This is a genomic window from Bradyrhizobium sp. LeoB3 (assembly GCF_055456055.1).
The window spans coordinates 18,051-44,378 of the sequence record NZ_JBVBEF010000068.1 but is presented as its reverse complement, the minus strand read 5'-3'; the positions used below and the strand labels follow the sequence as shown (position 1 = coordinate 44,378).

At 63.4% G+C, this 26,328-nt stretch carries 31 protein-coding genes; 12 read left to right on the top strand and 19 right to left on the bottom strand.

Annotation, left to right across the window (positions count from 1 at the left end; translation table 11 throughout):
* Positions 1–181 precede the first annotated feature (181 nt).
* From ACZXDY_RS32075 to ACZXDY_RS32060, 4 genes are all read right to left on the bottom strand, one after another.
* Entirely contained in the window at positions 182–1,114 is a 933-nt protein-coding gene (locus tag ACZXDY_RS32075) for a YVTN family beta-propeller repeat protein (RefSeq protein WP_464348271.1), read from the bottom strand.
* A gap of 2 nt (positions 1,115–1,116) precedes the next feature.
* Positions 1,117–1,659 (bottom strand): SRPBCC family protein, encoded by a 543-nt coding sequence (locus ACZXDY_RS32070; protein ID WP_028165568.1) that lies wholly within the window; start codon positions 1,657–1,659, stop codon positions 1,117–1,119.
* Positions 1,660–1,812: 153 nt separating this feature from the next.
* Positions 1,813–2,604, bottom strand: coding sequence for an AAA family ATPase (locus tag ACZXDY_RS32065; protein WP_464348270.1), 792 nt, complete (start codon positions 2,602–2,604; stop codon positions 1,813–1,815).
* Positions 2,605–2,618: 14 nt separating this feature from the next.
* Complete coding sequence (locus ACZXDY_RS32060; RefSeq protein WP_464348269.1) at positions 2,619–3,401, bottom strand: AAA family ATPase; 783 nt, start codon at positions 3,399–3,401, stop codon at positions 2,619–2,621.
* A 92-nt stretch (positions 3,402–3,493) separates the two neighbouring features.
* On the opposite strand from ACZXDY_RS32060, the gene ACZXDY_RS32055 reads away from it, so the two are divergent.
* The gene (locus ACZXDY_RS32055) at positions 3,494–3,832 is read left to right on the top strand and encodes a hypothetical protein (RefSeq protein ID WP_464348268.1); all 339 of its coding nucleotides are present in this window, start codon (positions 3,494–3,496) and stop codon (positions 3,830–3,832) included.
* Between the two features lie 938 nt (positions 3,833–4,770).
* Here ACZXDY_RS32055 and ACZXDY_RS32050 read toward each other — a convergent pair.
* From ACZXDY_RS32050 to ACZXDY_RS32040, 3 genes are all read right to left on the bottom strand, one after another.
* On the bottom strand, positions 4,771–5,637 hold the full coding sequence (locus ACZXDY_RS32050) for a PCC domain-containing protein (protein ID WP_464348267.1): 867 nt from the start codon (positions 5,635–5,637) through the stop codon (positions 4,771–4,773).
* Positions 5,637–7,280, bottom strand: coding sequence for an acyl-CoA synthetase (locus ACZXDY_RS32045; protein ID WP_464348266.1), 1,644 nt, complete (start codon positions 7,278–7,280; stop codon positions 5,637–5,639). The genes ACZXDY_RS32050 and ACZXDY_RS32045 overlap by 1 nt, the downstream gene beginning before the upstream one ends.
* Positions 7,281–7,414: 134 nt before the next feature.
* Positions 7,415–7,819 (bottom strand): SPW repeat protein, encoded by a 405-nt coding sequence (locus ACZXDY_RS32040; protein ID WP_028165573.1) that lies wholly within the window; start codon positions 7,817–7,819, stop codon positions 7,415–7,417.
* A 200-nt stretch (positions 7,820–8,019) separates the two neighbouring features.
* On the opposite strand from ACZXDY_RS32040, the gene ACZXDY_RS32035 reads away from it, so the two are divergent.
* Positions 8,020–8,310, top strand: a complete 291-nt coding sequence (locus ACZXDY_RS32035; RefSeq protein ID WP_464348265.1) for a GNAT family N-acetyltransferase — start codon at positions 8,020–8,022, stop codon at positions 8,308–8,310.
* Between the two features lie 17 nt (positions 8,311–8,327).
* Positions 8,328–8,600: a GNAT family N-acetyltransferase gene (locus ACZXDY_RS32030; RefSeq protein ID WP_028165575.1), complete on the top strand. Its 273-nt coding sequence runs from the start codon at positions 8,328–8,330 to the stop codon at positions 8,598–8,600.
* 15 nt (positions 8,601–8,615) lie between these two features.
* Here the strand turns inward: ACZXDY_RS32030 and ACZXDY_RS32025 are convergent, their stop codons facing one another.
* A complete protein-coding gene (locus tag ACZXDY_RS32025) occupies positions 8,616–9,407 on the bottom strand; it encodes a fumarylacetoacetate hydrolase family protein (protein WP_464348264.1) in 792 nt (263 codons plus the stop codon).
* Positions 9,408–9,495: 88 nt separating this feature from the next.
* Positions 9,496–9,906 carry a DUF3597 domain-containing protein gene (locus ACZXDY_RS32020; protein ID WP_464348263.1) on the bottom strand — a complete coding sequence of 137 codons (411 nt, stop codon included), beginning with the start codon at positions 9,904–9,906 and terminating at the stop codon, positions 9,496–9,498.
* On the opposite strand from ACZXDY_RS32020, the gene ACZXDY_RS32015 reads away from it, so the two are divergent.
* From ACZXDY_RS32015 to ACZXDY_RS32005, 3 genes are all read left to right on the top strand, one after another.
* Positions 9,884–10,045 carry a hypothetical protein gene (locus ACZXDY_RS32015; protein WP_196237318.1) on the top strand — a complete coding sequence of 54 codons (162 nt, stop codon included), beginning with the start codon at positions 9,884–9,886 and terminating at the stop codon, positions 10,043–10,045. The two genes, ACZXDY_RS32020 and ACZXDY_RS32015, sit on opposite strands and share 23 nt — an antisense overlap.
* Positions 10,046–10,195: 150 nt before the next feature.
* Positions 10,196–11,104 carry a DUF2189 domain-containing protein gene (locus ACZXDY_RS32010; protein ID WP_464348262.1) on the top strand — a complete coding sequence of 303 codons (909 nt, stop codon included), beginning with the start codon at positions 10,196–10,198 and terminating at the stop codon, positions 11,102–11,104.
* 201 nt (positions 11,105–11,305) lie between these two features.
* Positions 11,306–12,118 carry a lytic murein transglycosylase gene (locus ACZXDY_RS32005; RefSeq protein ID WP_130226365.1) on the top strand — a complete coding sequence of 271 codons (813 nt, stop codon included), beginning with the start codon at positions 11,306–11,308 and terminating at the stop codon, positions 12,116–12,118.
* A gap of 152 nt (positions 12,119–12,270) precedes the next feature.
* Here ACZXDY_RS32005 and ACZXDY_RS32000 read toward each other — a convergent pair whose 3' ends face one another.
* Positions 12,271–12,756: a hypothetical protein gene (locus ACZXDY_RS32000; protein ID WP_464348261.1), complete on the bottom strand. Its 486-nt coding sequence runs from the start codon at positions 12,754–12,756 to the stop codon at positions 12,271–12,273.
* Positions 12,757–13,368: 612 nt separating this feature from the next.
* Between ACZXDY_RS32000 and ACZXDY_RS31995 the strand changes: the two genes are divergently transcribed.
* The 4 genes from ACZXDY_RS31995 to ACZXDY_RS31980 all read left to right on the top strand — a co-directional run bounded on the left by ACZXDY_RS31995 (position 13,369) and on the right by ACZXDY_RS31980 (position 16,539).
* Positions 13,369–13,521 (top strand): DUF1127 domain-containing protein, encoded by a 153-nt coding sequence (locus ACZXDY_RS31995; RefSeq protein WP_080663824.1) that lies wholly within the window; start codon positions 13,369–13,371, stop codon positions 13,519–13,521.
* A 126-nt stretch (positions 13,522–13,647) separates the two neighbouring features.
* Positions 13,648–15,081 (top strand): methylenetetrahydrofolate--tRNA-(uracil(54)-C(5))-methyltransferase (FADH(2)-oxidizing) TrmFO, encoded by a 1,434-nt coding sequence (gene trmFO, locus ACZXDY_RS31990; protein WP_464348260.1) that lies wholly within the window; start codon positions 13,648–13,650, stop codon positions 15,079–15,081.
* 3 nt (positions 15,082–15,084) lie between these two features.
* Positions 15,085–16,188, top strand: coding sequence for a serine/threonine protein kinase (locus tag ACZXDY_RS31985; protein WP_464348259.1), 1,104 nt, complete (start codon positions 15,085–15,087; stop codon positions 16,186–16,188).
* A 75-nt stretch (positions 16,189–16,263) separates the two neighbouring features.
* Positions 16,264–16,539 (top strand): DUF1488 family protein, encoded by a 276-nt coding sequence (locus tag ACZXDY_RS31980; RefSeq protein ID WP_464348258.1) that lies wholly within the window; start codon positions 16,264–16,266, stop codon positions 16,537–16,539.
* Positions 16,540–16,548: 9 nt separating this feature from the next.
* Here ACZXDY_RS31980 and ACZXDY_RS31975 read toward each other — a convergent pair whose 3' ends face one another.
* Genes ACZXDY_RS31975 through yajC form a run of 5 tightly spaced genes read right to left on the bottom strand, consistent with a single transcriptional unit; the run spans position 16,549 to position 20,841 of the window.
* The gene (locus tag ACZXDY_RS31975) at positions 16,549–17,415 is read right to left on the bottom strand and encodes a phytoene/squalene synthase family protein (RefSeq protein ID WP_464348257.1); all 867 of its coding nucleotides are present in this window, start codon (positions 17,413–17,415) and stop codon (positions 16,549–16,551) included.
* Positions 17,412–17,795, bottom strand: coding sequence for an Mth938-like domain-containing protein (locus ACZXDY_RS31970; protein WP_464348256.1), 384 nt, complete (start codon positions 17,793–17,795; stop codon positions 17,412–17,414). Before ACZXDY_RS31970 ends, ACZXDY_RS31975 begins: the two co-directional genes overlap by 4 nt.
* A gap of 4 nt (positions 17,796–17,799) precedes the next feature.
* Complete coding sequence (secF, locus tag ACZXDY_RS31965) at positions 17,800–18,825, bottom strand: protein translocase subunit SecF (RefSeq protein ID WP_464348255.1); 1,026 nt, start codon at positions 18,823–18,825, stop codon at positions 17,800–17,802.
* A gap of 10 nt (positions 18,826–18,835) precedes the next feature.
* A complete protein-coding gene (gene secD / locus ACZXDY_RS31960; RefSeq protein ID WP_028165587.1) occupies positions 18,836–20,440 on the bottom strand; it encodes a protein translocase subunit SecD in 1,605 nt (534 codons plus the stop codon).
* Between the two features lie 38 nt (positions 20,441–20,478).
* Complete coding sequence (gene yajC, locus ACZXDY_RS31955) at positions 20,479–20,841, bottom strand: preprotein translocase subunit YajC (RefSeq protein WP_028165588.1); 363 nt, start codon at positions 20,839–20,841, stop codon at positions 20,479–20,481.
* A 183-nt stretch (positions 20,842–21,024) separates the two neighbouring features.
* Between yajC and ACZXDY_RS31950 the strand changes: the two genes are divergently transcribed.
* Entirely contained in the window at positions 21,025–21,996 is a 972-nt protein-coding gene (locus tag ACZXDY_RS31950; protein WP_464348254.1) for an ATP-binding protein, read from the top strand.
* A 140-nt stretch (positions 21,997–22,136) separates the two neighbouring features.
* Here the strand turns inward: ACZXDY_RS31950 and ACZXDY_RS31945 are convergent, their stop codons facing one another.
* Together ACZXDY_RS31945 and ACZXDY_RS31940 are read right to left on the bottom strand one after the other, a co-directional pair.
* Positions 22,137–23,531: a peptidoglycan DD-metalloendopeptidase family protein gene (locus ACZXDY_RS31945; protein ID WP_464348253.1), complete on the bottom strand. Its 1,395-nt coding sequence runs from the start codon at positions 23,529–23,531 to the stop codon at positions 22,137–22,139.
* Between the two features lie 110 nt (positions 23,532–23,641).
* Positions 23,642–24,292, bottom strand: a complete 651-nt coding sequence (locus tag ACZXDY_RS31940) for a protein-L-isoaspartate(D-aspartate) O-methyltransferase (protein WP_028165591.1) — start codon at positions 24,290–24,292, stop codon at positions 23,642–23,644.
* Between the two features lie 290 nt (positions 24,293–24,582).
* On the opposite strand from ACZXDY_RS31940, the gene ACZXDY_RS31935 reads away from it, so the two are divergent.
* Positions 24,583–24,960 carry a response regulator gene (locus tag ACZXDY_RS31935; RefSeq protein ID WP_028165592.1) on the top strand — a complete coding sequence of 126 codons (378 nt, stop codon included), beginning with the start codon at positions 24,583–24,585 and terminating at the stop codon, positions 24,958–24,960.
* A 111-nt stretch (positions 24,961–25,071) separates the two neighbouring features.
* Here ACZXDY_RS31935 and surE read toward each other — a convergent pair whose 3' ends face one another.
* Both surE and ACZXDY_RS31925 read right to left on the bottom strand, forming a co-directional pair.
* Positions 25,072–25,839: a 5'/3'-nucleotidase SurE gene (gene surE, locus ACZXDY_RS31930; RefSeq protein WP_028165593.1), complete on the bottom strand. Its 768-nt coding sequence runs from the start codon at positions 25,837–25,839 to the stop codon at positions 25,072–25,074.
* A gap of 88 nt (positions 25,840–25,927) precedes the next feature.
* Positions 25,928–26,317 carry a hypothetical protein gene (locus ACZXDY_RS31925; protein WP_464348252.1) on the bottom strand — a complete coding sequence of 130 codons (390 nt, stop codon included), beginning with the start codon at positions 26,315–26,317 and terminating at the stop codon, positions 25,928–25,930.
* Between the last annotated feature and the right edge of the window lie 11 nt (positions 26,318–26,328).

The window sequence follows — 26,328 nt, the reverse complement described above, 5'->3', positions numbered from 1 at the left end:
GAGGTGCCTTACCTCTCCCCGTCGGGGAGAGGTCGGATCGCATCGTGAGATGCGATCCGGGTGAGGGGGATGAGCTCGATCGAGGAACCATAACCCCTCACCAGGCGCTGCGCGCCGACCTCTCCCTATGGGAGAGGTGGACAACCGCGGTCACGCCGATTCGAAGACAAGTCATCCCGCTCTAGCGCCGCAGAAAAGCTCCGAACGCGCGCGGACCGTCGCCGACCTTGGTCTCACCGATCACCTTAAGCTCGGCCGCATCGATGACGCTGAGCGTGTTGCTCTCCCAGTTTGCCACGATGATGCGCCGCGCATCCGCCGTCGCGGCGATCCCTTCCGGATAGTCGCCGACGCCGATGCGCTTGATCGGCGCCAGCGTCGCGAGATCGAACACGCTGACGGTGCCGTCATATTGGTCGGTGACGAAGCCCCGGCCCTGCGCTAGCGCAACCGCATAGGGGCGCAGGCCGGCCTTCACACGAGCGATCTCACGGCCCTCTGCAATATCGATGACCGACACGTCGTTCGATTCGACATTGGCGGTGTAGGCGCGCCGGCCTTCCGCATCGATGGTGACTCCGAACGGGTGCATCCCGACCTTGATGACCGCCCGCCGGTCGCGCGTTGCGGTATCGATGACGGACACAGTGTTGTCGTCGCGGTCCGCCGAGAGCAAGAGCCGGCCGTCGGGCGTCACCGCGAGGCCCGAGGGCGATGCGCCGACCGCGATATCGGCGACAACGCGCAGCGCCAGCGGATCGATCACCCGCACCGCCGCGGCATGCCAGTCAGCAACATAGACCGCCGCGCCATCCGGCGATACCGCGACACCAAGCGGACCGCCGCCGACTTTGACCTGCCCGACGACCTGGCGCGCGGCGGCATCCACCACCGTGAGCGCCTTGGCCTCGGGGCTCGTCACATAGGCGAAGCGTCCATCCAGCGTGACGGCAACGCCGGCCGGCTTGCCGCCAATCGCGATGGTCGCGACCGGCTGCACCGTTGCGAGGTCCACGACCGTCAGGTTTTCGCTGAGCTGATTGGTGACGAACGCCTCCTCGGCCGAGGCTGAGCCGATGCTGGCGACCACAGCCGCCAGAACGATGGCCCGCACGATCAGCTTCCGCTCTCGACCTTCTTCTTCAGCGCCTCAAGCCCTGAACGATAAAGCCCGCTCACCGCCTTCACCGCGGCCTCATCGTTCAACTCAGGTGGCGGGTCGTTGTTGGGATAGCCGCGATAGAAGGCGCCGGCCCACTCCAGAACGCTGCCCTTGCCGTCGGCCCCTGGCGATATCGTCAAGGTCGAGGAATAGTTGGTGACCGGCAGCACCTTCACGTCGACCGCCGTAATCCGGTACGAATAGCTCAACTTCTCGGCGTCGTATTTGTAGAGCTCCTCGTCCATCGTGCCGCCGCTCGCAAGCGTCAGCCGCCGGGTGGCGCCGATCTCGTTGCCCTTCTCACCTTCGGTCTTGCTGACCGGCTGCAACCAGCTCATGTCCTGAAAATTCCCGATCACCGCCCACACCTTTGCAGGCGGCGCGCTGATCTCGATCGATTCCCGCACCTTTTGCCGGGTCGGTCCATGGGCCCAAGCCGCCCCTACCACAGCCAGCGCCGCCACCACGGCTCCCACCTTCGCGATCGTCACTCTCATGTCGTTTCCTCATTTATTATCTTGGCAGCCACCTAGGCGCGCGGGCTGTCATATCGCAAGGCATTTTCAGACCAAAGGCGGCTGGTTTGTGGCGCGGGCGGGAGCGGCGCTGGACCAGAAAGGCGGTCGCACGCGGTCAGCGCCCTGCTCGTCTTAGTCCCCGATCGCCGCTTCAACGAAGCTCTTGGGATCATCGCAGAATTCGCGCATGACCCTGTAATGATCCATATCCGTCACGCTCACCGGCTCCAATCCGTATTTCGACAATCGCAACAGAGTCGCATTTGGATAGGCCATCAGGATCGGCGAATGCGTGGCCATGATGATCTGGCATTGGCCGCTCTCGTCCATCCGGCGCATCAGCTTCAGGAATTCGATCTGGCGCGAAGGCGACAGCGCGGATTCCGGTTCATCGAAGATGAAGATGCCCTGCCGCTGGCAGCGTTCTTCGAAGAAGTAGAGAAAGCCCTCTGCGTGGGAATAGGAGAGATAATCGGGTGCCGATTGGTTAACCTGGCCACCAAGCAGTTGTTCGGCTTCCTGAGCGGCGCGATCCAGGTGTCTTGCGACCGAAAAGAACGTCTCTGCCCGAAAAAACCAGCCGTAGTTGACCTTGGGTAACCAACCGGCGCGCAGGGCAACCGAAAGGTCTTCGCCGGTCACTTCGATGGCGTCGGAATGATCGACCAACCTGTGCCCCTTGCCGCCCCCACCGCTGTCGAATCCGGCAAGCGCTGCGATGCCTTCGAGGATGGTCGATTTGCCGGTCCCGTTCTCGCCGGCGATGATGGTGATGGCGGACTCGAAACTCAGATCGAACTCGTCCCTGAAAATCGGAAGGCAGAATGGATAGGCGTCCCAATCCGGAACGAGGGAACGATCGAGCCAGACCCGCTTCAAATACGGCGCAGGCAGGTTGATCGTTCGGTTTCGTTTTCGCCCCATGTCCCCGCCCCACTCTATTCCGCGATCGCCGCGCTCACGAAGCTCGCCGGGTCCGCGTAGAACTCGCGCATCACCTTGTAGTGGTCGGTCTGCTCGACGGTAATGGGCTCGAGCTCGTATTTCGTCAGCCGCAGCAGCGTTGCGTTGGGATAGGCCATCAGCACCGGCGAATGCGTGGCCATCAGCACTTGGCAATGTCCTGTTACGTCCATGCGGCGCAGCAGTTTCAGGAATTCGATCTGGCGCGAGGGCGACAGCGCCGATTCCGGCTCGTCGAAGATGAAGATGCCCTGACGCTGGCACTGCTCGTTAAAGAAACGCAAAAAACCTTCGCCGTGAGAATGGGAGAGGAAGTCTGGAGGGATGCCGCGACCCACTCCCGGAATAAATTCGTTGTTGACCTCGTCCAGATATCTCGCAACAGAAAAGAAGCTTTCCGCCCGGAAGAACCAGCCATTGGTGATTTTCGGCAACCAGCTTGCGCGAAGCGCGGTCGACAATTGCCCGCCCATCTTCTCGATCGCCTTCGAGTGATCGACCGGCATGTAGCCATTTCTGCCGCCGGCCTCGTCGAAGCCGGCCAGCACCGCTATACCTTCCAAGAGCGTCGACTTGCCGGTGCCGTTCTCGCCCACGATGATGGTGATCGCACGATCGAAGCTCAACTCGAAGTCATCCCGCAGTAATGGCAGGCAGAACGGATATGCGTCCCGGTCCGTGATGCGGGACGGATCGAGCCAGACGCGCTTGAGGTAAGGCGCCGGCAGATTGATCGTTCGGCTTCTTCGCGAGGCCATGGGCGCACCTAACAACCGACGCAGTTCAGAGCTTCAATCCCAGGCTGATTATCTGGCACAGATCACGGAACACAACAAGAACGATCCTGCCGATGAGCGTCCGCCCCGCGCCGAGCGCCACCTACGCTCTTTTCCGCAAAGCCATTCGCGGCGAGCAGCAGGTCGTCTGCAGCTACGAAGGCCGGCCGCGCGAGCTTTGCCCGCACATCATCGGCACCAACAAATCAGGCGAAGAAGTCGTGCTGGCCTGGCAGTTCGCCGGCGAGAGTTCAGGCATGCTCCCGCAATGGCGCTGCCTGCGGCTCGCCAATGTGCGCGATGCCCGCCTGCGCAAAGGACGCTGGCACGAAGGCGGCTCGCACCGCACCGAGCAGACCTGCGTCAGCAAGATCGATCTCGACATCAACATCCACGTCCGCAGGCGGCGGTGAGGATGTTTGCGTCCTAGCCGCCCGCGCAACGCCAGACTCTCATGGTGAGGAGCGCGTAGCGCGTCTCGAACCATGAGGCCCCGATCTCGCCCGCGGCCATCCTTTGAGACGCCGCGCGAGGCGCGGCTCCTCAGAATGAGGACTGAGCACGTGGTCTCGCATGTCGCTCGAGCGAAAATTCCCCTGCAATATCAACGTGATTTGCCCCATCCAGTCTGCCCGCGAAAAACATTCCGCTTCGTTCTCACCGCAAATCACCTTAGAAACGCGCCGTCCCGCCTCCACTTGGAGGGGCGTATCGCGATCGTCACGGACGTTGGAAGCGGGATGCGCTGGACGTGGCTGTGTCAGGCGCGAAAAGCGCAGACGAATGGCGTGGCTGCGTACGGCGAAGTCGTGTGGTCCTGGCGCCCCGACGCTGGCGCTAAGCGCGCGAGCAGCAAGAGCTGCCGCGGGCGACGGTGGCAAGAGAGCCCGGTCACCGGGGAGAGTACGAAGTAGGCCGTAAAGCCGTCGCGCAGGGAAAGCCGGTGTGATCCCGGTTGAACCTGTGGTCCTACCCCCGTGCTTTTTGTTGCACGGGACCCATGGGTGCAATCGGCGCCCGGCTTTCCCTGCGCCCTCTCTTCGAGGGTGGAAGTGACGCAGAACTCGGACGCAAAGCGTCGCGAGAATGCGAACGCACATCCTCTCCCAAACTCCACCGTCATGCCCGCGAAGGCGGGCATCCAGTAACCCGCGGCCTTTCGGCTCAAGCACGATGGCCTCTGGAATACTGGATCGTCCGGTCAAGCCGGACGATGACAGCGGAGAGCTGTTTGAAAATTGAATCGGAATCGTAGGGTGGGTAGAGCGAAGCGAAACCCACCATGCGGCCGCTTGCTATGAAGTCGATGGGTTTCGCTTCGCTCTACCCATCCTACAACATCGGAGAGAGCCTACTCCTCGTCCAACACTTCGAGCACGAGCTCCATCGTCATCAGCACTGGATTGTCGCCGCGCACCAATTTCCCCTCGGCAATGCCCCCGAGATAGTCGACGAGCGCGATCTCGAGCTCGGCTTCGAGCTGGCCATCGGCGTCGGGAGCGATCGTGCCGGCTCGGACCGCGAGCTCGGTCGCGAACGGCACCACTGTGCGGCCATCGGTGAAACAGGCGCCGATGGTCGAGCCGACGCCGCCATGCAGGCGCGCGTGCGGGATGCCATGCTGGCGGCAAAACTTCTCCAGCGCGCAGGCAAAATCCTGGTTCGGGCGCAGCCGCAGCGCAAAGGCGCGGCTGGCGGTCTCAGCATTGGTCGCCTGGCGCGGCACCGGGCCGAACAGTTTGAAATTGGTCTCGGCATCAGGCTCGGCGACAAACATCGCCCCATTGAGACCGAAGGCCTGCACCTCGAAAGGTTCGGCGACCACCGTCTCCTCCGGCAGCATATGGCCGCCGTTGAAGCGGCCGTCAGCCTCGGTCCACAATCCGTGGCAGTGGAAGAACGGCGCACCGTCGCGCTCGCCCAGCGTCATCGTGGCGAACTTGAGCCGGGTGATGCCATCAGGGCGAAATGTCTCGCTGTAGAATGCGGCATTGGCGCCGGTCTTCGACAGCGCCGGCATCACGTAAGCGAACGGGCCGAGCGCGCCGCCGCTTGCGCTCAACACGCCGCCCGAAAATCCTTCCGCCGCGAAGCCGCGGCGCGCAGCTTCAAGCAGCGGAATGCCGGCCTGCAGCGTAAACGAAAACGCGCGCCCGCGCGCTTCGACCCATTGAATACGCTCGCGCGCGATGGGACCCGGTTGGGCGATGCTGCGCATCACCCGGTCTGCTTGGTGGAGATGTCGAGCAGCCCGCGCGCTTCCAGCTCATCGCGGATCAGGCGCTTGGGTATCTTGCCGTAACCCGACTTCGGCAGTGCTTCCCAGAAGAAGAAGCGCTTAGGCATCTTGTAGCGCGGCACCTTCGGCGCAAGATACGCGGCAAGCTCCGCCTCGCCGACCGCGCTGGCGCCCTCGCGCGCGACGCAGACGGCAACCCCGACCTCGCCCCAGAAGGGATCGGGCACGCCGAGCACCGCGACCTCGCCGACAGCAGGATGCGTCAGGATCTTCTCCTCGATCTCACGCGGATAGATGTTGGAGCCGCCGGAGATGTACATGTCGGACGCGCGGCCGGTGATGTAGACGAAGCCCTCTTCGTCCATGTGGCCGAGATCGCCGGTGCGAAACCAGCCGTCACGAAACGCCTTCGCATTGGCTTCGGGGTTGTCGTAGTAGCCCGCGAACACTGCCGGGCCAATCACGCAGATCTCCCCGGTCTCGAACGGCTTCAATTCGCGTCCCTGGTCGTCCTGGATCGAGACCTGCATGCCGACGCGCTCGAAGCCGCAGGTGCCGATCCGCGCATGCGGGCCGTCCTCGGGATCGTGCAGCGCTGGCGGCAGCACGGTGATGTTGCCGGTGACCTCGCCAAGGCCGAAATACTGCACCAGCACAGCGCCGAGCTTCCGCATCGCCAGCTTCTGGTCCTCGCGATACATCGGCGCCCCCGCATAGATCACGTGACGCAGCGAGGAATGGTCGAACTGGTCGACGGCGGGATGCTCGACCATCATCTTCAGGATCGTCGGCACGGTGAAGAGATTGCTGACGCGATGCTGCTCGATCAGCCGGAACGTCTCGGCGATATCGAATTTCTCCGACGGCAGCAGGATGGTCGGCACGCCGCGCGCGGCCTGCACGAGCTGATGGATGCCCGCGCCATGCGACAGTGGCGCGACCACGATCGAGGCATCCCGCTCGCTCACGCCGGGCGTCAGGTCGGCGAGATGATTGGTCACCACGAAGGCCATCTGGCCGTGGGTCAGCACGGCGGCCTTGGAGCGGCCGGTGGTGCCGGAGGTGAAGAAGAACCAGCAGGGATCGTCATGCTCGACCGCGACATTATCGACCTTCGCGCCGGCATGCGCCGCGATCGCGTCAGTGACGGTCCGCTCGCCAAAGCTCCCCTCCTCGCCGATCCGCCAGGTGAATTGCAGCGCCGGATTGGCGACGGCCGCGGCGTGCTCGGGAAAGTCGCCGTGGCAGAGGAAAGCCTTGGCGCCGGAGGCTGCGGCGAGATAGGCGACCTCGTCGGGCATCAGGCGGAAATTGGTCGGGACCCAGACCGCGCCGAGGCGGAAGGCGGCGAACATCGACCAGAACATCTCGTCGCAGTTCTTGGAGTGGACCAGGATGCGGTCGCCCTTGCCGATGCCCCGCGCCGCCAGCGCAGCGGCAAGTGCCGAGACGAGGCCATCGATCTCGCGCCAGGTCCAGCTTCGGTCCTGCCAAATGAACCCTGCGCGATCGCCGTGCCGGCGCGCATTCTGGGTCACGATATGCGCCAGGTTCATGACCCGGCGCGACATCCGCAACTGTCCGCCGCGCGGCGTGGCCGCGCTACCCGTCTCTCCGCTCATTTCCGTCCCATCGGGAATTTCATCACGCGGGGCTTCTCGCCACCCCTCTGCGGTTTATCGCCTCCGCACGGGGTTCGGCAAGGGCGGACCCCGGCGCCTCCGGCTGCCCAGCCACCGCTCCGCGACGAGGGCGCTCACTGCGGATGGTCGGCGAGTTCCTGGTCGCTCCTGCCCCAGTCCTGCCAAAGCTGCAGCGCACCCAGCAGAACCACCAGCGCGCCGAGGATGCCGTGCCACACCTGCAGCAGGGTATCGCCGGAATAGCCGAACAGGAACGGCGAAGCGATCAGCCAGCAGCCGAGCACGATGGCTGCCACCTCCTCCCAGCGCTGCAGGGCGACATATTCGAGCTGGGCCAGGCCGAACACCAGCATGCCGATCACGAAGGTGTTGAGGATCATGATGCTGCGGTCGGCATCGACGACGTCGCGGCCGGCCTGCATCGGAAACCATGGCGAGACCACGATCAGCACGCCAAGCAGCATGCCGAACCAGTCCTCCCAAGGTCTATGGGTGCTAAAGAAACGCTTATCCGACATGGTAGACCTCCCTGGAAAAGAGGCATACGTCAGCAGCCAGCGATTATGACATTGCAGGACCAAACGACCATCTGGCCGCTTCGGGGCGTATGTCTTGAAAAAAACCTAGGCCGGTTATGATCGGCTTGCAAGGCGGGCGATTGCCATTTCGCGGGACAACCACGGGGCGATGCCGCGATGCAAACAACGGGAATGAGATAATGGATGGACGTGTGAACGAAGCCGTAGTCAACAACCCCGGGCGCAAGCGCTACGAGCTCGCGGCCGACGGACATATTGCCGCGACCTACTACGAGAAAGCGGATGGTGTGATCACCTTTATCCACACCGAAGTGCCGCCGGCGCTCGGCGGCAAGGGTATCGGCTCAAAGCTGATCCGCGGCGCGCTGGACCAGGTGCGCGCCGAGGGCTTGAAGGTGATCGCGCAATGCCCGTTCGTGAAGGCCTTCATCGAGAAACACGCGGATTACCAGGATCTGCTGAAACACTGAAAGCGTAGACATCAGACATGACATCGGTCCGCAATAACAGCGCACAAAGCCGCTTCGAACTCGACGTCGAAGGCGGCGTCGCCTTCGCAAACTACCGCGCGACGCCGTCGGCCATCATCATCACCCACACCGAGACGCCGCGTGCGCTGCGCGGCCGCGGCATCGCCTCCGAACTCGTCAAGGGCGCGCTGGAATTGATCCGCGCCGACGGCCACAAGGTGATCGCCGGCTGCGGCTTTGTCGTCGACTATCTCAGCAAACACCCCGAGTATCGGGATCTCGTGGCGTGAGAGTCGTGCGGCCTGCTACACGATCCGGATTGACATGTCCGGCAGGCCCTCGAGCTTGCACAGCAGCACGTCGCCCTTGACCACCGGGCCGACATTTTCCGGCGTGCCGGAATAGATGATGTCGCCAGCCTTCAGCTCGAAGGCTTCCGACAGTTTTGCGATCTGCTCGGCGACGCTCCAGATCATGTTCCGCAGGTCCGAGTTCTGCCTGACGGTGCCGTTGACCGCGAGCGAGATCGCGCCCTGGGTGAAATGTCCGGTCTTGGAAGCCGGATGGATCGGACCGATCACGGCGGCATGGTCAAAGCTCTTGCCGATCTCCCAAGGCTTCTTCTCAGCGGCCATGCCGTTCTGCAGGTCGCGGCGGGTCATGTCGAGACCGAGCGCATAGCCGTAGACGTGATCCAGCGCCTTGTCGGCGGGAATGTTGGTGCCGCCGGATTTCAGCGCTGCGACGAGTTCGACCTCGTGATGATAGTTTTTCGTCAGCGACGGATAGGGATGATCGGCAACTGTCCCGATCTCAACGTTCTGAATCGCATCGGTCGGCTTCTGGAAGAAGAACGGCGGCTCGCGCGTCGGATCGGAGCCGCGCTCGATCGCGTGCGCGGCATAGTTGCGGCCGATGCAATAGATGCGGCGAACCTGGAATACCTCGGTCTCGCCGACAATCGGGATCGTCGTCGCCGCCACCGGAAACATCGCCTTCGGCCCAGCCTGCGCCTCAGCGGACGTAGCCTGCGCAGCCGTTCCCGCCAGCGCGAGCGCGCCGGTGGCCAGCATGGTCCTGCGATCGATCGTAGTCATGGGCGTTTCTCCTTCGTTGTTGTTATCTGGGGTCAAAAAAAGACCCGCGACGATCGCGGGCCTTCGAATCCTAAGTACGAGCGTCGCCTTAGTGCTTGATTTCCGGCGGCAGCTTGCCGCCATTGGCGGCGAGCTTGGTCATCACCTGCTTGTGCAGCCAGATGTTCATGCTCGCGGAATCATTGGTGTCGCCGGTGTAGCCAAGCTCCTTGGCAAGCTCCTTGCGCGCCGACAGGCTCGAATCGATGTCGAGCGCCTTCATCAGGTCGACGATCGATGTGCGCCACTCGAGCTTCTCCTTCTTTGCGGCGACAGCCGCATCCAAAATCGGAGCGACGTCGACGCTCTGCGCAGGCGCTGCAGCCGTAGCAGTCGGCGAGGTGCCGGCCGCGGGCGCGCTCCCCGCAGGCGCGCTCCCCGCAGGCGCACCGGCAGCCGGCGCTGCGGTCGCTGTGCTGCTGCCGAAGATCGAGCTCATGATTTTTCCGAAAATGCTCATCGTTCACTCCAAAAAACTTGAGATGTGGTGTCAGGTGGTTCTCTCGGGGCTCTTTTCGACCGCCAGCACCCGCCCGCGTCGCAAAATGATTTTACCCGGCCCAGCCAAGGTTGCCAATGCGACATTCACCGAAGCGTGAGCGCGTCTGTCCCGGTTTGGGAGTACCGTGACATCTCAGTTCGCGACATGGCCGGTTGGGTGTCTTCGCGTCTGGCCTGTTCGCAGGAGACGGCACGTCGTGCCCTCGCTGGCGGGCACAGAAATGCGGCCGCGCAGGGAGACAACGACTATGGCCACCTATCACGACAATGTCACATCATTGACGCAGAACGGACAGAAAGTCGCGACTGCGCCCGAGATTCGCACCATCGGTCTTGGCGATCTGCATCGCGCCCTGCAGCTCGGCTGGGAGGATTTCAAGGCCGTGCCAAGCCACGCCGTCATCTTGTGCGTGGTCTATCCGGTGTTGGGCCTGGTGCTTGCCCGCGTCGTGCACGGCTATTCCGTGCTGCCGCTATTGTTCCCGTTGGCCGCGGGCTTTGCCATGCTCGGCCCGTTCGCGGCGATCGGTCTCTATGAGCTCAGTCGCCGTCGTGAGAATGGCGAAGAACCTTCTGCATGGGACGCGATCGAGATCGTCCGCTCGCCGTCATTCGGCGCCATGCTTGGATTAGGCACGCTGCTGTTCGCACTGTTCGTGACCTGGATCGCCACGGCGCAGGCCATCTACGTCTCGACATTCGGTTATGCGACGGCTGCGGGGATTCCCGACTTCTTCACGCAGGTGCTGACGACAACGCAAGGCTGGTGGTTGATCCTGGTCGGCTGCGGCGTCGGCTTCCTCTTCGCCCTGCTCGCGCTTTGCATCAGCGTGGTCTCGTTCCCGATGATGCTCGACCGTCACGCCACGACCGGTGAAGCCATGGTCACCTCGCTGCGCGCGGTCGCGCGCAATCCGCTACCAATGGCCGCCTGGGGCCTGATCGTTGCGGCATTGCTAGTGCTGGGAACGCTGCCTTTCTTCCTCGGCCTCGCCGTTGTCATTCCCCTGCTCGGCCATGCCACCTGGCATCTCTACCGGCAGGTGATCGTTCCCGATCCCAATGTGCGACCGCTCCAGCCGCGCCCGCGCGAGCGCAAGTCTGCCGCCGACTTCCCCGCCAACCTGTTCCCGTGGCGGCGGAAAAACAGCGCGTAAATCTTCGGCAAATCTGCTCATCTCCGGCCTGGTGCGCGAGCACCAGATCGGAGATGCGCAGGAATATGTCATCGCCTCGGCATGGGATTGACTTGCTCGCGCAACGCCGACAAGCCTTGTTTTGGCCGCTGTTGCCGCAAACATTTTGGTAGCGTTTCGAGATTAGTGTCGATGCTGCGTCGACATGGAGTGAATGATTTCATGAGCTTTCGCTTTTCCCTCCGGACTGCGCTGGGAGCCCTGCTCCTGACCCTCTGCACGCCTTCGTTCGCCGCGACCTGCGGCAGCGGCTCGTTCGATACGTGGCTGGACGACTTCAAGAAGGAGGCGGCGTCGAAGGGGATTTCGCAGTCCGCGATCCAGGTCGGCCTGAACGGCGTCACCCTCGACAAGAACGTCCTCACGCGCGACCAGTCGCAGAAGGTGTTCAGTCAGACTTTCGAGGAATTCTCGGGACGCATGGTGCCGCCCCGCCTCACCCGTGGCGCCAACATGATGAAGCAGTACGGCTCGGTGCTGTCCCGCATCGAGGAGGCGTATGGCGTGCCAGGCGAAGTGCTGGTGGCGATCTGGGGACTGGAGACCGATTTCGGCGTCAACATCGGCAAATTCCCGACGATGCGGGCGCTGGCGACGCTCGCCTATGATTGCCGCCGCTCCGATATGTTCAGGGCCGAGCTTCTGGATGCGCTCCGCATCATCGAGCGCGGCGATGTCCCTGCGCAGGAACTGCGCGGCGCATGGGCCGGCGAGATCGGCCAGACCCAGTTCATGCCGTCGAACTACATCAAATTCGCAGTCGATTTCGACGGCAATGGCCGCCGCGATCTCCTGCACAGCGCGCCCGATGTGCTGGCCTCGACCGCGAATTTCTTCGCCAACCATGGCTGGCAACGCGGCAAGAATTGGGAGCCAGGCAATCCGAACTTCGCGGTAATCCAGCAATGGAACAAGAGCGAGGTTTACGCCCGGACCGTCGCCTATTTTGCCACCCAGCTTACCCGAGCGCCCTAAAGCGTTTGCGAGCGAAGCATGCCCTCGGACTTGATCCGAGGGTGGACGCCGGTTCGCGTCAAGCAAACGCGTCAAAAAGAAATCTAACGCCCCTCTGTCTTTAAGGAGCCGATCGCCGCAGGACGATCGGCACCTTCGAGAAGCCTTGCCTCCTACTTCGCCTCGCCGGCGTGCATGGCCTTGTTCAGATGCGCCGCGCACACGCCCATCTTGCCACCGAGCAGAGCGTCCTGGGCTTGGGCAATCTCCTTTTGCGCCACGATTTTGCCTGGACCGTCCGCCATGTTCTCGACCATAGACTCAGTCTTGGTGAGATTGTCGCCGCTGCAGCCGACGGTCACCTTGGCCGCGTGGGCAGGAGCAGCGGCGTAAGCAATGACGGCCATCGCAGTCGCTGCGATCAGTTTGTTGTGCATGGTATTTTCCCCATTTTCTGTATTATTTGAACGGAAGCCGACGTCATTGCCGGAATCCGTGACAGCGATTGTTCGCTCATCATCGAAAAGTTCAGAATGAATTCCGCGCGATAGAGATGTGATCGACGCTGCGAGCAAAGCACGCATGCGTTGCATCGATTTTTCATTACAGCCCGGTAAGGAAACGCCGCGTAAGCGATCGTTGCCGCTAGCGCGGTGCAACGTGCCGTCTCCTCTCCTCACGAACCGAATTCCCGCGGACCGGGAACTGCGGGTTCAGCGTCGGCGACGAGCCCTTCGGGTTGCGAACATCCTTGGGTGACTACGCTGAGGGGTGGACGGTCTGCCAGACGATGATCCTGCGCCTGGCTTCGGGCGCGCGGTCCGACGCCAACTCCTAGATGGTGAAGGAATGTTCTTCTAAAATCTGCGCCAGAAGAAATGATTTTCATTTCATTTCTAAGCGACGCATGCGAATCACGCATGAGAAGCGAGCCCTTGTGAGTTGGCCTCTGCATGACACCAATCGGGTTACAACGTTTGATTTCGGCACTGATAGCCACGACATGCTTTAGGGGCGACAGAGACACTATTTTTGTAACAAGCCAGTGATTTTACGGTGGTTTTCTAATCTCCGACAGGCCTCACACCGGGGGCGCCCGCGCCTTCTCGGGCAGCCCCATGAAGGGTTAATCGACCCTTACTTTGTCATGCATTTTTCACTTAGCTGCATCGCAACATAAGCGCTACCGCACTGCATCAACTCAACTTATGTTCACTTCATCAACGATAACGCGTGCCGAAACGCTGAATCGTAATTTCTAGGAGACTACCATGTTACTCTCGCTCATCCGCATGATCCGGGCTTTCCGGGATTATCAGCGTAATGTTGCCGAGCTGTCGCAGCTTAGCGATCGCGAGCTGGCGGACATCGGCCTCGATCGCTCCGATATCCCGCGCGTCGCCTCTGGGCACTACAACGGCTGATCGTTCGTCAGCCCACCAGTGAACGGATAACGCCCGCTGCTTTACGCGGGCGTTCTCGTATTCTCTCCCCAGTTTCTCTGCCCGGTTTCAGATGCGCTCGCGGAAAAAACGCGCTAACCCTGCGCGATGACTGCGACCAAACCCTTTCCAGATCCTGTCCACATCATCGGCGCCGGCCTTGCCGGTTCCGAAGCCGCTTGGCAGGTGGCGAGCGCCGGCGGGCGCGTGGTGCTGCACGAGATGCGCCCGCAACGGATGACCGAGGCCCATCGCACCGATGGCCTTGCCGAGCTCGTCTGCTCCAATTCCTTCCGCTCCGATGACGCCGCCAACAACGCGGTCGGCCTGCTGCATGCCGAGATGCGCCGGCTCGGCTCGCTGATCATGCGCGCCGCCGATACCAACCAGGTGCCCGCCGGCGGGGCGCTGGCGGTCGATCGCGAGGGGTTCTCCACGGCGGTCACCAAGGCCCTCAACGACCATCCCCTGATCGAGATTCGCCGCGAGGAGATCGCGGGCCTACCGCCCGCCGAATGGCGCAATGTTATCGTTGCGACAGGCCCCCTCACCTCGGCGCCGCTGGCGGGCGCCATCCGCGAGCTCACCGACGAAAGCGCGCTCGCCTTCTTCGATGCCATTGCGCCGATCGTGCACAAGGACTCCATCGACATGAACGTGGCGTGGTTCCAGTCGCGCTACGACAAGGTCGGCCCAGGCGGAACCGGCGCCGACTACATCAACTGCCCGATGACGAAGGAGCAGTATGACGCGTTCGTCGACGCGCTGCTGGCCGGCGAGAAGGTGGACTTCAAGGACTGGGAGACCAACACCCCCTATTTCGACGGCTGCCTGCCGGTCGAGGTGATGGCCGAGCGCGGGCGCGAGACGCTGCGGCACGGTCCGATGAAGCCGGTCGGCCTCACCAATCCTCACGATCCCACAACAAAGCCTTACGCGATCGTACAGCTTCGCCAGGACAACAAGCTCGGCACGCTCTACAACATGGTCGGCTTCCAGACCAAGCTGAAGCACGGCGCCCAGCAGCGCGTGTTCCGCACCATTCCGGGTCTCGAGCATGCCGAATTCGCCAGGCTGGGCGGATTGCACCGCAACACCTTCCTGAACTCGCCCAAGCTTCTGGATTCACAACTACGGCTGCGCGCCGAGCCGCGATTGCGCTTCGCCGGCCAGATGACCGGCTGCGAAGGTTATGTGGAGTCCGCCAGCATCGGCCTGCTCACCGGCCTCTATGCCGCAGCGAACGCTCGCGGCCATTCGCTGGCGCCGCCGCCTTCGACCACGGCGCTGGGCGCGCTGCTCGGCCACATCACCGGCGGCCATATCGAGACCATCGACACGGGTCCGCGCTCGTTCCAGCCGATGAACATCAATTTCGGCTTGTTCCCGCCGCTGGCCAGCGCGCCAACGAAGAAACCCGACGGCACGCGGCTCCGCGGCAACGAGAAGACGGTAGCGAAGAAGCAGGCGATGTCCGCCCGCGCGCTTGCCGATCTCGACCGCTGGATATCGGAGCATTTGCACGTCGCGGCGGCGGCTTGAGCCATGAGCTTGCCGAAACACGACGCCGCCACCCTGTCGGCGCGATGGCGCGAAGGAGTCCTGCTCAAGCGCGACGTGTTCTCGACCGTCGAGCGCGGCCGTTTCCGCATCGACACCGGCGAAACCGATGCGGTGCTGCGCCGACTCGACCTGGTGCCGTTCTGGTCGTTTCCAGTGGCGCTGCACCTGTTTTCGCGCGAGCGGCGCGCGCTGTCGCTGGCGCGCGACCTCGACGTCGGACCGAAACTGCTGTGGGCGGGACAACGCGCGCTGGTACGCGGGTTCATCGATGGCGTGGCGCTGCACTTGGCCAAGCCACATGGCGATGTCGCCTATTTCCGCTCGGCCAAGGATGCACTGCGCAGACTGCATCGCGCCGGCATCTGCCACAACGATCTCGCCAAGGAGCAGAACTGGCTGGTCGGCCGCAACGGCCGCGCCTATCTCACCGATTTCCAGCTCGCCGCCTGCTTCAAGCGCCGCAGCCGTCTGTTCCGCATCGCGGCCTATGAGGACTTGCGGCACCTGCTGAAGCACAAGCGCAGCTATGCGCCGGAGGCGCTGACCCCGAAGGAACGCAAGATCCTCGCACGCAAGTCCGTCGTCGCCAGCGTCTGGCTCAAGACCGGCAAGAAGGTCTACCAGGCGATCACCCGCGGACTCTTCAATTTCACCGATCGCGAAGGCGGCGGCCGACGGCTGGTCAATGACGCGCCGGTCCTGATTGATCTGATCCGGAAGAACCCTGAAGTGCGCGACACCGCGATCGTCGCTTTCGCCGACCGCCGCGTCGGCGTCGGGCTCTATGCCTTTGTGGAAGCCGACGAGGCCGCGCTGGAGAAGAAGCTGCGCAACACGCTTGCCTCAGCCAAGGGCGTCAAGCCGCCCGAGCATATCCAGGTCGTCCATGCGCTGCCGCGCGATGCCGCGGGCAAGCCGCGCACCGAGATATTGCAGCTCGTGGCGATGAACCAGATCGACCTGATCGAGCCGATGATGCAGAACGAGACCGACCGCGCCTTCCTCAAGGACATCCTTGAGCAGCGCAAAAATCTTCGCGACCGATTCAATTTCGAGGTCGCGGAAATGGATCGGCTGACGCGGTAACCGTTCGGCATCGCCACCTCGACAATGCCATCGTTGCGAAGCACCTTTGGAATCGATCCCAAGGAGAGTGCTTCAATGCCGCTGACGCGTGGCAAGATTGGCGGACATGATTCCGAACGGCTCGCATTCACGTTCACGATGTTGAACGAAGGCGAAGCCGTGGAGTGTCAGATCAGCGACGCCGCGATGGACGAGCTTGCGGGAACGCGCGGCACACCGAGCATCGCGCGGCAGGGGCAGTTTGTGTCACTGCGCGACGAGATCGAGAAGATCGCGTCCGGCTTGTTCGATGCCGGCCCGGTCGTGAAAGGCCGCACGATCAGGATCTTCACCAAGCACATCGGCAAGTAGCGCGCAGTGTTAGCCGCCGAACTCCCGTCGCCGCGACGCCCGCCATACCGTCCACAGCACCCGCAGCCGCGATGTGACTTGCGGGGCGAAGGGATTGCTGCCGGCCCGCGATGTCCGCGCGAGATCGCGCTCGGCCAGCGCCAATGGCAGGAAGATCGGCCGCGTCGCCGGCGGGACCGTCGGCAGCAGCGAGAGCGCGGTCTTCAGATGACTGCTCGCCTCACCGATGAGCTGGTCGATCGCCGCGCGCAGTTGGGGCGTCTGCTTGCCCGAGAACACGTCTTCGATTCCGCCGCCGTGCTGCTCAAGGAACTGCAGCGGCAGGAACAATTGCCGCCGCGAAGCATCGCGCGGCAATGCGGCGATCACTTGCGCGATACCTTGCGCGAGCCCGGCATGCTGTGCGAGGTGATCGATCTCCTCGGAGGGGTGTGCCATCACGCGCGCGGCGAGCGAGAACAGCGCCGAGGCGGTCTCGTTGAGATAGCCCTCGAGCGCCGCCATCGACGGCATCGGATCGTTGTAGAGATCGAACTGGTGCTCCTCGACCAGCCGCGACAGCGGCTCAACGGGCAGCCGGAAATTCCTGATCGCGAGCAGCAGTTCCGCAGCCACCGGGTTGCCTTCGACGCTGCCATGGCCGCTGCCTGCGAGCATGTCGGTCCACCATTGCAGGCGTATCTCGCCGGGCAAGGGTTGGCTGACCAGCTCATGAACGCGGGAAATTTCGGCGTTGAAGGCGTAGATCGCGAGCAGCGCGCGGCGTTCGCGCGCCGGCACGAACAGCGTGGAGGCATAGCGCGCGAAATCATGCGTGCGCACCAGGTCGGCGCAGAATGCCGCGGCGTCCGTGCGGCCGGACCCGGACTCGGTCATGGCACCGCAATCAGCGCCGCCGCCACCCGCCGACGCTCGCCCAACATGATGTTGTAGGTGCGGATCGCAGGCCCCGTCTGCATCGTATCCAACACCACATGCACCGCGCGCAAGGCATCCCGCAGCGCCTTGGGCGCTATCCATACTTCGGTGCCGGTGCCGACGATCAGCGTGTCGATGATGTTGGCCTTCGCGAACACACGTTCGAGCGAGTATCGGTCGATCTGCTGCGGCGTCGTCACCGGCCAGGCCCAGATGCCACCGGGCAGGCAGAGCAGCGAACCGCGATGCGACATATCGGCAAAGGCGAAGCCGCCCTTGCCGTATGCCTCGATCGGCGCCGACCTCGGAAGATGTGGAGCGTCCGAGGATTGAGCCATGGAGCTACTTCTTGACCGCTGCTTCCGGCTTCTTGGCCGGCGTCTCCGGCGCGTCCCCGCGTACGGTGCCCACGCCGAGATAGATCAGGATCGGCGCCGCGATGAAGATCGAGGTGTAGGTGCCGACCAGCACCACGCCGAACATCATCACCGCGGTGAAGCTGTGGATGGCGTTGCCACCAAACAGCAGCAGCGCCAGCAGCGCGAGCGTCACGGTGACGTGGGTGATGATCGAGCGCGACAGCGTCGAGTTGATCGATTCGTTGAGGAGCTGCGGCATCGGCATTTTCTTGTAACGCCGCAGCATCTCGCGGATACGGTCGTAGATCACGACCGTATCGTTGAGGGAGTAGCCGAGAATCGTGAGCAGTGCCGCGATGCTGGTGAGGTCGAAATCGACCTGCGAGACCGACATGAAGCCGATCGTCAGCACGATATCGTGGACGTTGGCGATCATGGCGCCGAGCGCGAACTGCCATTCGAAGCGGAACCAGAGATAGATCAGGATGCCGATGATGGCGACCATCAATCCAAGCATGCCGTAAGCCAGGAGCTCGCCGGACACGCGCGGGCCCACCACCTCGACGCGGCGATATTCGACGGAATCGCCGAGCGCGCCGCGGACCTTCTGCACGGCCTCCTGCTGCGCGCTGTCGCCGCCGGGCTGCTCCGCGACGCGGATCAAGACGTTGGCCGGGCCGCCGAACTGCTGCAACTGGACCTCACCGAGGTTCAAGGCGCTGAGCGTGGCGCGCATCGCCGCGATGTCGGCATTGCCGGATTTGGCCTGCACTTCCAGCAGCGTGCCGCCCCGGAAGTCGATGCCGAAATTCAGGCCGTGGGTGAAGAACAGCGTGATCGCGATGATCGAGAGCACCGCCGAGATCGGGAAGCTGATGCGGCGGAAGCGCGTGAAATCGAAATGCGTGTTGTCCGGGACGATGCGCAGCGGCGGCAGGATGCCGAGCGCCGCGACGACGGTCAGCACGGCGATCAGGATGCCAAGGCCAATGAGAACAAAATGAGTCACAACAGGCCTCTCAGATCGGCACGGTCTTTTGCGGCCGCTTCCACCACACCCACCACGCCACGATCAGCCGCGTGAGCGTAAACGCGGTGAAGACCGTGGTAATGATGCCGATCCCGAGCGTGACGGCAAAGCCGCGCACCGGGCCGGTACCGATGTAGAACAGCACTGCAGCGGCGATGAACGTGGTGATGTTGGAGTCGAGGATGGTCGCGAGCGCGCGCTTGAAGCCGGCATCGATCGCCGAGATCGCGTTGCGCCCGCCCCGCAGCTCCTCGCGGATACGCTCATAGATCAGCACGTTGGAGTCGACGGCGATGCCGACCGTGAGCACGATGCCGGCGATGCCGGGCAGCGTCAGCGTGGCGTTCAAAAGCGACAACAGGCCAAAGATCATCGCGACGTTGACGGCAACGGCGATGTTGGCGAACACGCCGAACAGCCGATAGGTGATCAGCATGAACACGATGACCAGGATCGAGCCGACATAGGCCGCCAGTTCGCCCTTCTCGATCGAATCCTGGCCGAGCCCCGGACCGACCGTGCGCTCCTCGATCACGGTCAGCGGTGCCGGCAGCGCGCCGGCGCGCAAGAGGATCGCGAGATCGTTGGCGGACTGGACCGTGAAGCTGCCGGAGATCTGGCCCTGGCCGCCGGTGATCGGCTCGCGGATCACGGGCGCGGAGATCACCTCATTGTCGAGGATGATGGCAAAGGGCTGGCCGACATTCTCAGTCGTGGCTTGGGCGAATTTCCGCGCGCCCGAGGTATTGAAGCGGAAACTGACGATCGGCTCGCCGGTGCGCTGGTCGAATCCCGGCTGCGCGTCAGTCAGATCGCCGCCGGAGACCAGCACCTGTTTCTTGACGACGTACGGGATCTTCGGCGTCGACGCGCTCATCAGCAGTTCGGAATCAGGCGGAACCCTGCCCTGCTGGGCCTGGTCGGGCGGCACCGAGGTGTCGACCATCCGGAATTCCATCTTCGCGGTCTTGCCGAGCAGTTCCTTCAGACGTGTCGGGTCCTGCAGACCCGGCACCTGCACCAGGATGCGGTCGGTGCCCTGGCGCTGGATCACGGGCTCGACGGTACCGAGCTGGTTGACGCGGCGTTCGACGATCTGGATCGACTGCTCGATCGTCTGGCGGATGCGCTCGGTGATGGCAGCCTGCGGCACGGTCAGGCGGATCAGCCCGCCGCCGGCATCGGACACTTCGAGGCTGCGCTGGCCGCTGGAACCAAGCAAGCCGCCGAGTGGCTGCGAGAGCTCACGCAACTTGGAGAGCGCGGTCGGCAGGTCGGTATCGCGGCTGATCCGTACCTCCACGGCATCGTTGCGCGCGTTGAGACCGGTGTAGCCGATCTTGGCGTCGCGCAGCACGCGCCGCGCGTCGTCGCGGATCTGGTCGAGCTTCTCTTTCTTCACATAGTTGGAATCGACCTCGAGCAGCAGATAGGAGCCGCCCTGCAGGTCGAGGCCGAGCACCAGGCGCCGCTGCGCCCACCCCGGCCAGGTCTTGACCTGCGATTCCGGGAAAAAGTTCGGCACGGCGCAAAGGCACACCACGAGCGCCGTGAGGATGATTCCCAGCGCCTTCCACCGCGTGAAATACAACATCGCCTTGACCTGTCAGATCGAAAATTGCGGCGCGACGATCACTTCGCGGATGTCTCGTCCTTGGCCTCGGCTTTTTCCTTCGCCGGCTCGCCCTTGGTGCGCACGCCCGAGATCATCTGCCGCATCTGCCGCACGCGGACGCCATCGGAGATTTCGAACTCGATCTGGTCGTCGTCGACCACCTTGGTCACCTTACCGACGAGGCCACCCGAGGTCACGATGGTGTCGCCGCGGCGAATGTTTTTGACGAGCTCGGCATGGTCTTTCACCTTCTTCTGCTGCGGGCGCAGAATCAGGAAGTACATGATCACGAAGATCAGGGCGAACGGCAGAAGCGACATCAACATGCTGTTGGCATCGCCGCCGGCTCCGGCCTGGGCAAACGCAGGAGTAATCAGCATTCGGACAATCCTCGTGAGACGGGAGAAGGACCGGCGACGCCTGGCGCGTCAAGCCCGGTCCGGGCAAATTCGCGCGGACTATAGCGGCGGCCGGCCCAATTGCAACGTTAACAGCCCCTCATTTAGGCCGCTTGCGGCAACCGCCAAGGCCCGTTAAAGGCTGCCCCGTCAGGAACTGCGCAAATGTCGAAAAAAGCCAAAAAATCAGCGCCTCGCGCCATGCCCAAACTGGCCTCCAAAGGCCCCCGCAAAACCGCGACAAAAGGTCCGGCAAGCGCGCCCAACGGCGACACCGCGGAGCGGATCGCGAACGCCCTGGAAGCGATCGCGCGCCACCTCTCCGCCGCCGCCCCGGACTCCGACGCAAGCAAGCAGCTTGGCGCGGCCGATGCTTTCGTCTGGCATCCGGACGGACGGCTCTCGAACGTCGCCCGCGTCAGCCGCGTCGAGATATTCCTGCTCAAGGGGATCGACCGGATGCGCGACATCCTGATCGAAAATACCGAGCGCTTCGCCAACGGGCTGCCCGCCAACAACGCGCTGCTCTGGGGCGCGCGCGGCATGGGGAAATCCTCGCTGGTGAAGGCCGCACATGCCAGCATCAATCTCGACCGCAAGCCTGCGGACCGGTTGAAGCTGATCGAGATCCATCGCGAGGATATCGAGAGCCTGCCGATGCTGATGGAAGTGCTGCGCGCCTCCGATTTCCGCTTCATCGTGTTCTGCGACGACCTCTCCTTCGACGGCAACGACGCCTCGTACAAGTCGCTGAAGGCGGTGCTGGAAGGTGGCATCGAGGGACGTCCCGAGAACGTCATCCTCTATGCCACGTCCAACCGCAGGCATTTGCTCGCGCGCGAGATGATCGAGAACGAGCGCTCCACTGCGATCAATCCCGGCGAAGCGGTCGAAGAGAAGGTCTCATTGTCCGACCGCTTCGGCCTGTGGCTCGGCTTCCACCGCTGCAGCCAGGATGAATACCTCGCCATGGTCAGAGGCTATTGCGACCATTTCGGCATCAAGGTCGATGGCGAGGAATTGGAGCGCGAGGCGCTGGAATGGTCGACCACCCGCGGCTCCCGCTCCGGCCGCGTCGCCTGGCAGTTCACGCAGGAATTGGCCGGCCGGCTTGGCGTGAGGCTAGCGGGCAAGTAAGGCGCCCAGCACGGTGCGCAGAGCAGGCCACGATTTCGATCGTCATACGCGGGCTTGACCCGCGTATCCATCGATCTTCACAAAAGCGCTTTGTTCAAAGATGGATTGCCGGGTCAAGCCCGGCAATGACGAAGACGGCCTCACGCGCCGTTGAGGAATTGCAGCGGATCGACCGGCGATGATCCCTTGCGGATCTCGAAGTGAAGCTGCGGCGAGCTCACCTCTCCCGACTGGCCCGACTTGGCGATCACCTGCCCGCGCTTGATCGTATCACCGCGCTTCACCAGCAGCTCACTGGCATGGGCATAAGCGGTGACGTAGCCGTTCGAGTGCCGCACCAGGACCAGGTTGCCATAGCCCTTCAATTCGTTGCCGGAATAGGCGACCACGCCATCCTCGGCGGCCTTCACCGGCGTGCCCTCGGGCACCGCGAGGTTGATGCCGTCATTGGATTTGCCGTTGGTCTTGGCGCCGTAGCCGGTGATCACCTTGCCGCGGGCCGGCCAGCGGAAGGTCGGCAACGAGCTCGTGGTCTCGCTCGGCTTGACCGCCACCGGTTCCGCGGCCGGAGCAGGCTGTTCGACATTCGCCGCGGGCTGAACCAGCCGGGCGCTTTGCGGCTGGGCGGTCGCAACCACCTTCGGTGCCGGAGCGGCTGGCGCGGCAGCGGGAGCCGGCGCAACTGCCGGCGCCGTGGGCGCGGCCGCAGCGGTCTTGGCGCCCGGGACCGTCAGCTTCATGCCTAGGCTGAGCCTGGCCGACTGATCGAGATGGTTGGCCTTGGCAAGCTCGGCCGGCGAGACGTGATGCTGGCGCGCGATGCTGTGCAGCGTGTCGCCCTTGTTGACGTAATGGACGCCTCCGACCGTGGCTGCGACCGCGACCGGCTTGCTTGCCGGCGGCGCCACGGCAGGTGCCGGCGCCGCCGCAACGGCAGCCGGACGCGGGATGACAAGCTGCTGGCCGGGCGACAGCGCGCGCGGCCCTTTGTAGCCGTTGGCGCGCAGGATCTCGGCTGTCGAGACGTTGTAGCGCTTCGACAGCACTTCCAGCGTATCGCTGGTGCCGACGATGATCGTAGTGCCGCCATGGCCTGCGGGCGCGCGCGCCACCGACTGCGGCACGGCGGCAGTCGTCTCGAGACGCTGCTGCTGGGGCGCCTCAAGGCGCGGCGGTTGTTGTGGCGGCGCATAGGATGCCACGCCCCGCCCGCCCCCTGATACGCCGGAGTTCGAGACCGGATAGGATTGCGGCGCAGCAACCGGCGGCGGCAGCGGCTGGGACTGATAGGGCTGGGACTGCGAATAGGGCGATTGCGGCCGCGCATATTGCGGCAACTCACGCCGCTCGACCGGCTGCTGCGGCACAGAGCCGGTCGCCTGGGGCTCGAAGGCGAAAGGATTGCTGGAATAGGAGTTTTGCGAGAAGCGCGTCGACATGTCGCCGCTGCACCCGGCAAAACCGACCGACATCAGCGCCAGCACCGTCACCTGCGGGACGCGGCGCGAGCGAAGCAACTCGACAAGAGCGGACATGGTTACTCACTCGTACGCAACAAAATACTGTTTTGAGTAAACACGTACCGAGTAAATAACCGCTTAACCTTCGGAATAAGGTATTGGCGCGAGGCAGCAATCCCCAGACTCTACAGTTCCCGCGCCACGCCCGGCAGGGCCGGCACGAAGCGCACATCGACCAGTTCCTTGCGCTCGAAGCCGGTCTCGGTCCTGGTCACCCGCACCAAGGTCTGGGTACCATGGTGTGGACCGACCGGCGCGATCAGGATGCCGCCGACCTCGAGCCGCTGCAAAAGCTTCTCCGGAATTTGCTCCATCGCGGCGGTGACGATGATGCGGTCGAAATCGCCGCCCCCGGCAGGCACGTCGAAGCCGTCGCCAAGCATGACCTCGATATTGTAGTAGCCGAGCTTCTCCAGCCGCTGGCGGGCCGTATCGGCCAATGTCCGATAGCGCTCGATGGTCAGCACATGCTTGCACAGCCGCGAGAGGACCGCGGCATGGTAGCCGGAGCCGGTGCCGATCTCGAGCACCCGGTGCTCCCGGTTGAGTTGGAGCTGTTCGGTCATGTAGGCGACCACGAAGGGCTGGCTGATGGTCTGCCCGCAGGCAATGCCGAGCGCGCTGTCGCGGTAAGCATGGTCGCGGTCATTGGCCGCGACAAACCGCTCACGCGGCACCTCCTCCATCGCACGAAGCACCGACTGGTCGCTGATGCCGCGCCGCCGCAGCGCGAGCTGAAACATCATTTTCTCGGGCGGCTCAGATGTGCTGGCCATAGCGGGTCTCGTAAGCTTGCTGCGCGGCACGGTTGCCGAGCACGATCCTAACCGATTAATGCCACACCAACTCGAAATCCCGCGTTGAGGAAAATTTCCCTCACGATCGCGTTCCCTCCCCGGAACCATAGCCATGGCGCGGCGTTGGCGAGCAAGTATTTTTATTACCCATATGATCGGCAACGACGCATGATCGAGGCTCTGTGAGGGCGAGCATGAGTGCGAACGTTTACGTTGCGCCTGCGGAAGATATTTGCGAACGTGGCGCAGGGACAGGCAAGGATTCCGACATGACTACCGCACGGCCTGAGGGCTGTTCTGTGTTTCTCGTCGAGGACGAGGTCATGATCCGGATGATGGTCGCCGACATGCTGGAAGAGCTGGGTCACAGCGTGGCGGCCGAGGCCGGGGAAATTTCAGAAGCGGTCAAGCTCGCGCAATCGACTGAGTTCGACCTCGCGATCCTCGACGTCAATGTCAACGGCAAGGTAATCACGCCCGTCGCCGAATTGATCAACGCCCGCAACCGCCCCTTCATTTTCGCGACCGGATATGGCTCGTCAGGCCTGCCGGAGGAATACCGCGATCGGCCCGCGCTGCAGAAGCCGTTCCAGCTTGAAACGCTCGCCCAACTGATCGACAGCACGCTGAAGAGCGCGCCGGTTTAGCATCGAATCCGTAGCCCGGATGAAGCGAAGCGTAATCCGGGAATCCCTCGCGCATGGATACGCCGGCGCCGGATTGCGCTTCGCTTCATCCGGGCTACGAAGCTGCGAACCCTATTTCAACGTCGATGTCAGCGTTTCCGAAAACGCTTCATCGGTGCGGTCAAGCCGCAGCGGTGTCACCGACACGTAGTGCGCCCTGAGCGCCGCGAGATCGGTGCCTTCCGCGGGCGTATCCATCATCGCCGTGCGCTCAAAGCCGATCCAGAAATATGGATTGCCGCGGCCGTCGCGGCGCTCGTCGATCTTCAGGAAACCGAGATTGCGCTTACCCTGCCGGGTGACGCGGATGCCCTTGACGTCGTCAGGCACGCAGGCCGGAAAATTGACATTGATCACCGTGTTCTTCGGGATGCCGGCATCCATCACCCTGCGCACGATGTCGGGGCCGAATTGCAGCGCGGTGTCCCAGAGCGGCTTTTCACGGGTCTCGATGCTGAATTCCTGCGACAGCGCGAACGACGGCAGGCCCAGAATGGTGCCCTCGAGCGCGCCGGCGATGGTGCCGGAATAGACCACGTCCTCGGCGACGTTGCGGCCCTTGTTGACGCCCGACAGCACGAGATCCGGCAGTTTGGCCCCGAGGATATGGCGTGCGCCCATGATCACGCAGTCCGTCGGCGTACCCCTGACGGCGAAGTGCCGCGGGCCGATCTCGCGCAGCCGCAAGGGATCGTTCAGCGACAGCGAATGCGATACGCCGGACTGGTCGAGCTCGGGCGCCACGACCCAGACATCGTCGGACAAAGCGCGCGCGATCTGCTCGACGACCTTCAACCCGGGCGCGTGGATGCCGTCATCATTGGTGCAGAGAATTCGCATCCGTCAAAATGCCCTGTTCGATCGCCTGTCTTGCCAAAGGTCTTAACCGGCAAACGCCGCAGAGGCAAACCCGGTGACTTGCGGGTTGTTACTGCTTCATCCGGACTCGCCAGGGACGCAGGAATTTGGCGCTGCCGGCGATCCGAAGCTGAGATCCAGTGGTTTTCCGCGGTGGCGGCTCAACGGCACCAGCCGTTGCAACCTCCGCTTTCCCGGCGACCGGCGCGTCGGGCGCCACGTCGACCTGAGCGGGTGCCGGCGGTTTCGTGTGGCGCTGCCGCGCGACCCAAAGCCCTTTGCCGAAATCGACCGGATCGAACCATTTCTGCGCGCCCAGATCGCCCGCGAGCCCCTCGTCCCAGAGCCTCGCGATCTCGATATCGAACTTTCCCTCGTGCCTTTGATCGATGAGCTGCATCCCGAAACCGGTGACGGCCCATTGCCGTCCGATCCAGTAGATGTCGCGATGCAGCGCCATCTTGCAGATTC

Coding starts and splice junctions, on each gene's coding strand:
- ACZXDY_RS31935 (WP_028165592.1), top strand. CDS start 24,583: ATGACTACCGCACGGCCTGAGGGCTGTTCTGTGTTTCTCGTCGAGGAC.
- ACZXDY_RS31950 (WP_464348254.1), top strand. CDS start 21,025: ATGTCGAAAAAAGCCAAAAAATCAGCGCCTCGCGCCATGCCCAAACTG.
- ACZXDY_RS31940 (WP_028165591.1), bottom strand. CDS start 24,292: ATGGCCAGCACATCTGAGCCGCCCGAGAAAATGATGTTTCAGCTCGCG.
- surE (WP_028165593.1), bottom strand. CDS start 25,839: ATGCGAATTCTCTGCACCAATGATGACGGCATCCACGCGCCCGGGTTG.
- ACZXDY_RS32055 (WP_464348268.1), top strand. CDS start 3,494: ATGAGCGTCCGCCCCGCGCCGAGCGCCACCTACGCTCTTTTCCGCAAA.
- ACZXDY_RS32010 (WP_464348262.1), top strand. CDS start 10,196: ATGGCCACCTATCACGACAATGTCACATCATTGACGCAGAACGGACAG.
- ACZXDY_RS31985 (WP_464348259.1), top strand. CDS start 15,085: ATGAGCTTGCCGAAACACGACGCCGCCACCCTGTCGGCGCGATGGCGC.
- ACZXDY_RS31945 (WP_464348253.1), bottom strand. CDS start 23,531: ATGTCCGCTCTTGTCGAGTTGCTTCGCTCGCGCCGCGTCCCGCAGGTG.
- ACZXDY_RS32060 (WP_464348269.1), bottom strand. CDS start 3,401: ATGGCCTCGCGAAGAAGCCGAACGATCAATCTGCCGGCGCCTTACCTC.
- ACZXDY_RS32030 (WP_028165575.1), top strand. CDS start 8,328: ATGACATCGGTCCGCAATAACAGCGCACAAAGCCGCTTCGAACTCGAC.
- ACZXDY_RS32015 (WP_196237318.1), top strand. CDS start 9,884: ATGATTTTTCCGAAAATGCTCATCGTTCACTCCAAAAAACTTGAGATG.
- ACZXDY_RS32065 (WP_464348270.1), bottom strand. CDS start 2,604: ATGGGGCGAAAACGAAACCGAACGATCAACCTGCCTGCGCCGTATTTG.
- secD (WP_028165587.1), bottom strand. CDS start 20,440: ATGTTGTATTTCACGCGGTGGAAGGCGCTGGGAATCATCCTCACGGCG.
- ACZXDY_RS32035 (WP_464348265.1), top strand. CDS start 8,020: ATGGATGGACGTGTGAACGAAGCCGTAGTCAACAACCCCGGGCGCAAG.
- ACZXDY_RS31925 (WP_464348252.1), bottom strand. CDS start 26,317: ATGGCGCTGCATCGCGACATCTACTGGATCGGACGGCAATGGGCCGTC.
- ACZXDY_RS31995 (WP_080663824.1), top strand. CDS start 13,369: ATGTTACTCTCGCTCATCCGCATGATCCGGGCTTTCCGGGATTATCAG.
- ACZXDY_RS32070 (WP_028165568.1), bottom strand. CDS start 1,659: ATGAGAGTGACGATCGCGAAGGTGGGAGCCGTGGTGGCGGCGCTGGCT.
- ACZXDY_RS32050 (WP_464348267.1), bottom strand. CDS start 5,637: ATGCGCAGCATCGCCCAACCGGGTCCCATCGCGCGCGAGCGTATTCAA.
- ACZXDY_RS32020 (WP_464348263.1), bottom strand. CDS start 9,906: ATGAGCATTTTCGGAAAAATCATGAGCTCGATCTTCGGCAGCAGCACA.
- ACZXDY_RS31975 (WP_464348257.1), bottom strand. CDS start 17,415: ATGACCGAGTCCGGGTCCGGCCGCACGGACGCCGCGGCATTCTGCGCC.
- yajC (WP_028165588.1), bottom strand. CDS start 20,841: ATGCTGATTACTCCTGCGTTTGCCCAGGCCGGAGCCGGCGGCGATGCC.
- ACZXDY_RS32040 (WP_028165573.1), bottom strand. CDS start 7,819: ATGTCGGATAAGCGTTTCTTTAGCACCCATAGACCTTGGGAGGACTGG.
- ACZXDY_RS32045 (WP_464348266.1), bottom strand. CDS start 7,280: ATGAGCGGAGAGACGGGTAGCGCGGCCACGCCGCGCGGCGGACAGTTG.
- ACZXDY_RS31970 (WP_464348256.1), bottom strand. CDS start 17,795: ATGGCTCAATCCTCGGACGCTCCACATCTTCCGAGGTCGGCGCCGATC.
- trmFO (WP_464348260.1), top strand. CDS start 13,648: ATGACTGCGACCAAACCCTTTCCAGATCCTGTCCACATCATCGGCGCC.
- ACZXDY_RS32025 (WP_464348264.1), bottom strand. CDS start 9,407: ATGACTACGATCGATCGCAGGACCATGCTGGCCACCGGCGCGCTCGCG.
- ACZXDY_RS32005 (WP_130226365.1), top strand. CDS start 11,306: ATGAGCTTTCGCTTTTCCCTCCGGACTGCGCTGGGAGCCCTGCTCCTG.
- ACZXDY_RS31980 (WP_464348258.1), top strand. CDS start 16,264: ATGCCGCTGACGCGTGGCAAGATTGGCGGACATGATTCCGAACGGCTC.